General features: G+C 64.7%; 1 protein-coding gene. It reads right to left on the reverse strand.

The features are described 5' to 3' along the window. Nucleotides 1-103: 103 nt before the first annotated feature. Nucleotides 104-1,366 (reverse strand): IS701 family transposase, encoded by a 1,263-nt coding sequence (locus tag E3O49_RS08110; protein WP_134451328.1) that lies wholly within the window; start codon nt 1,364-1,366, stop codon nt 104-106. Between the last annotated feature and the right edge of the window lie 59 nt (nt 1,367-1,425).

Raw genomic sequence — 1,425 nt, forward strand, 5'->3', positions numbered from 1 at the left:
CTAGTAGTACTTAGTTATGTTGGGGCTCGTTGTCGGCAGTGGGGACAGTATCCGAGATAGACGGCGAGGACTCGTTGGAGTTCTCTGAGGATGCCGTAGAGGCTCAGCCTGCCCCAACCGCTTTTGGGCGGGTCAGCCGCAGCTGGGTGATGAAGAGGTGGGCGGCGGTCACGAGAGTCATGTGGTGGTGCCATCCGGCGTAGGTGCGGCCTTCGAAGTGCGCGAGGCCGAGGCCTGTTTTCAGTTCGCGGTAGTCGTGCTCGATGCGCCACCTGATTTTGGCCAGGCGGACGAGTTCTTTCAGGGGGGTCGTGTCCGGCAGGGTGGAGAGCCAGTAATCGGTCGGGGCCGGCGCCCCGGTGGGCCATTCGGCGAGGAGCCACTCCACGGGAAGGGAGCCGTCGTCGCCGCGCGGCAGATCGCGGTTCGCGGGTCGGACCCGGAGGGCGATGAACCGGGACTTCATCGAGGCGAGCTTGTTGTTCGGCGTGGCCTTGGTGCCGTGCCGCCAGGTGACCTGGTGGAGGGATGACCGGCCGGCATTCACGACGAGGTCCTTCAGGGAGCTGGGCGCCTCAAGGTAGCGGCGTTGGTGCGGGCGGGGACCGCGCCCGGAGTACTCGAGCACCTCCGTTGCCGCGTCGTCGCTGAACGCACTCGTGGAAGCTTTCACGGCGACCATGTAGGGAATGAGTCGCTCGGTCAGCCCGCACCGGAACGCGGTGATCTCACCGTATCCGGCGTCTCCGACAAGAGCCGGCGGTCGGTGCCCCCAGTCGGCGAGCTCATCGATCATCTCTAACGCCATCGCCCATTTGGTGCGGTGGCGTTGCAGGTCCGGGAGCTGCGCCTTGGCCCGGCGGGCCGCGATCAGCGCGGCTTCCTCATTCGTGTCCGCGCAGGTGTCATCCCAGGCCCCAGGCACGTAGAGGCGCCAATTCAGCGGGCACGATGCCTGATCGGTCGCCGCGTGGATGCTGACTCCGATCTGGCAGTTGCCGATCTTGCCCAGGGTGCCGGAATACTGCCTCGCCACGCACGGCGAGGACGACCCGTCTTTCTTGAAGCCGGTATCGTCAACCACCCACGCGTCCGGGCTGATGAGCTGGAGCGCCCGGCGCACCAGGACCCGCCGCACGGGCTCGACTTTCCACGGCGACGAGGACACGAACTGTTGCAACTGCTGGTAATCCACGCCGAGACGCTCACCCATGGGTTGCATGGATTTCCGCCGCCCGTCGAGCATCAGCCCGCGCAGATACAGGTTCCCTTTGCCGCGTTGATCGGCCCGGGGAAGCGACGCGAATACGTCCTCCACGAACGCTTCCAACTCGGCTTTGGTCTCGGTGAGTTCATCAGGATTCACGCCTGAAAATTAACAGATTCCAGCGACGATTAACAGCCGACACGCCCAACCTAACTAAG

Origin of the sequence: Cryobacterium shii (assembly GCF_004402595.1) — a bacterium.
GTDB classification, from domain to species: Bacteria; Actinomycetota; Actinomycetes; order Actinomycetales; family Microbacteriaceae; genus Cryobacterium; species Cryobacterium shii.